Annotated in this window: 2 protein-coding genes; both read right to left on the bottom strand. The window is 58.0% G+C overall.

Annotated elements, in window-relative coordinates:
• The coding region (locus tag B4F73_RS10775) for an acetyl-CoA acetyltransferase (RefSeq protein ID WP_290483238.1) at positions 1–1,238 on the bottom strand (1,238 nt) is incomplete at its 3' end.
• A 133-nt stretch (positions 1,239–1,371) separates the two neighbouring features.
• Positions 1,372–3,108: adenylyl-sulfate kinase (gene cysC / locus B4F73_RS10770; RefSeq protein ID WP_290483237.1), on the bottom strand; the 1,737-nt coding region annotated here is incomplete at its 5' end.

The raw sequence follows: 3,108 nt of genomic DNA, 5'->3' as shown, positions 1-3,108 counted from the left end.
GTCGGCTTCTGTGTCGAGTAGATCCCGACCGCTTCCTTTGTCATCCAGCCACCATTGGCGAGCACAAGGCCATAGCTGCCGGGATCTGCGCGAAGGGTCGACACCATTTCCGCGATACCGTGCAGGGAATAATTGTTTCCCGGTCCGCCAAAAAAGGGCAGGCCACCCGTCAGGGTGAGTGGGCGCGGATCATTCTTCCAGTCGATGCCCAGCGCGGCAGTTGAAGAGAACACGGCGCATGGAAAGCAGGAATAGAGATCCAGATGCTTGATATCGCCTGTTGCTTTCGCGGCCTGATCCAATGCGCGATCTATAGCGGTCTGCATTGCCCATGAGCCGTCGAGTCTCGGGCGCAGCGAGATCAGATCGTCGGCCGCTTCGCCTGCACCGTGAAGATAGACACGCTTGTCTTCCGGAACACCCAATGCGTCGGCTTTGGAACTGCTCATCAGGATCGCAGCAGCGCCCTGGTTCACAGCGTCCTGGGCGATGAACCATTTCAGGAACGGATCAGCATATTCGTAGTTCGCCTTGGACGGTGTCGAAAGAAACTCAACCGAGCGTTCCTCCGGGAATTGAGAATACGGGTTCTTTGCAGCAACAACAGAGAAGGGCTGGAAGAGTTCGGCCATGGCCTTGCGGTGCTGGCTGCGTGAATGGCCTTCGCGGGCGGCGATGGCGTTTTCGAACAGGCCATAGAAATAAGCTGGCGCGACGATGCCATGCTTGATTTCTTCGCGCGACAGCATCATCGGACCCATGCCGCGATCTTCGTAATCCACATCAGCGCCGTCGGCCCAGTTAATTTCCACATTGTTCCGGCGCGCGCCCTTCGAGGCCCGATTGGCCTCGGAACCGGAGATCAGCACGCAGTCAGCATCGCCCGCATGGATGCGCGCGGCCATCTCATTGACAAGGGCCTGTGGGCTCTGACCGCCAACGGTTTCATAGATCAGCGTATCGGGTGCAGCGCCAATATCGCGCGCCAGCGTGCCGGGAAGGTTGGTGTTATGGCCGTGCGGGTGCGGTGCGCCACCGACTGAATCTTCAAAGATGCGAACAACGGCAATCGTGTCGATGGCCTTGGAGAGGTCTGCACCACTGTCAGAGAGGGCTGCCCTGGACGCGTTGACCATGAGCGACAGGGGCGACGGCGCACCGTCTGCTCCGCTTGTTCCATCCCACTGGCTGAGGCTTTGTCCCACGCCAACCAGAACCGGCAGATCGCCTTTTGCCATGACACGCTCCCTTATCGTTGTGTGAAACGACACCTAGCGTGCGAAATTCGGCAAGGCGAGCCGGTACGTTGGGGAAGGAGGCGATGATCGGCGCCGTGCCCGGTCAGGTGGGCACGGCGCCTTCAATGCTGGGTCACTCGCCGTTCAGCAGGCCCTTTTCGCGCATGAAGCCAAGAATGACTTCGGCGGCTTCTTCCGGAGAATTGTTCACTGTGTCGATGCGCAGTTCGGGCGCCTGAGGTGGCTCGTACGGGCTATCGATGCCGGTGAAGTTCTTGATCTCTCCAGCGCGGGCTTTCTTGTAGAGGCCCTTCACATCCCGGTCCTCCGCGACGCTGAGTGGCGTGTCGACATAGACTTCAATAAATTCGCCATCAGCCATCAGATTGCGCGCCATTTGTCGCTCTGACCGGAACGGCGAGATGAACGAGACCAGCGTGATCAATCCGGCGTCGGACATCAGGCGGGCGACATTGGCGACGCGGCGAATATTCTCGACGCGGTCCGCATCGGTAAAACCGAGATCGCGGTTCAGGCCGTGACGGACATTGTCCCCGTCCAGCGTGAAAGTGTGCTTGCCTTGGGCAAACAACAGTTTCTGCAGGGCGTTGGCGATGGTCGACTTGCCGGATCCTGACAGGCCGGTAAACCAAAGCACGGCTGGCTTCTGGCCTTTCTGCTCCGCCAGGGCAGACCGATCAACATCCATGGCTTGCCAGTGAATGTTTGATGCGCGGCGGAGTGCGAAGTCGACAAGGCCGAGACCAACCGTGTCATTCGTCATCCGGTCGATCAGAATGAAGCCGCCCATCTCTCGATTGACATCATACGGATCATACGGAATGGCTTGGTCTAGAGACAGGGTTGTAACGCCAATCTGGTTGAGTTCCAGCGTCTTCGCTGGAACATCGTTCAGTGTATTGACATCAATGCCATACTTCGGCGCGTTGACCGTGGCCGTGACAGTCTTCGCCCCCATCTTCAGCAGGTAGCGGCGACCGGGCAGGAGTGGCGTTTCGCTCATCCAAAGCAGGCGAGCCTGAAATTGGTCAGACACTTCGGAAGGGTCTTCGGCTGAAACGAGAACGTCGCCGCGCGAACAGTCGATTTCATCGTCCAGCGTGATTGTAACGGATTGTCCGGCGATTGCCTGCTCAAGGTCACCCGTCGCCGTGACAATTCTCTGGACGGTGGACTGCTTCCCGGACGGCATGGATTTGACGCGGTCACCAGGTTGGATCGAGCCCGCAGCAATCTGTCCGGAGAAACCCCGGAAGTCGAGGTTGGGTCGATTGACCCATTGGACAGGCATACGGAAAGGCGTGTTCAGGCGGCGATCACCAACCGGCACGGTCTCCAGATAATCCATCAGGCTGGGGCCATCATACCAGTCTGTTTCATTCGATTTGCTTGTAATATTCACGCCCTCGAGGGCAGACATCGGGATTGGCTGGATTTCCAAATCCGTCGCCAACTCGTCTGCGAAGGCGTAGAAATCGTCTACGATGTCGTCATAGGCCTGTTGACTGTAATTGATCAGGTCCATCTTGTTGATGGCCAGCACGACTTTGCGGATGCCCAGCAGGGATGTGATGAAGCTGTGGCGCCGTGTTTGCGTCAAGATGCCCTTGCGCGCATCCACCATCAGGATGGCGACATCTGCGGTTGATGCGCCGGTCGCCATATTGCGCGTATACTGTTCATGTCCTGGCGTATCGGCGACGATGAACTTGCGCTTGTCGGTGGCGAAAAAGCGATAGGCCACGTCGATGGTAATGCCTTGCTCCCGTTCAGCGGTCAGTCCGTCAACGAGCAGGGCAAAGTCGATATTCTCACCCTGAGTTCCCACTTTCTTGGAGTCGCTTTCGAG

It is taken from the genome of Hyphomonas sp. UBA3601, assembly GCF_002375605.1.
In the GTDB taxonomy this organism is placed as follows: Bacteria; Pseudomonadota; Alphaproteobacteria; order Caulobacterales; family Hyphomonadaceae; genus Hyphomonas.
This window is presented reverse-complemented; position numbering and strand designations above follow the sequence as displayed.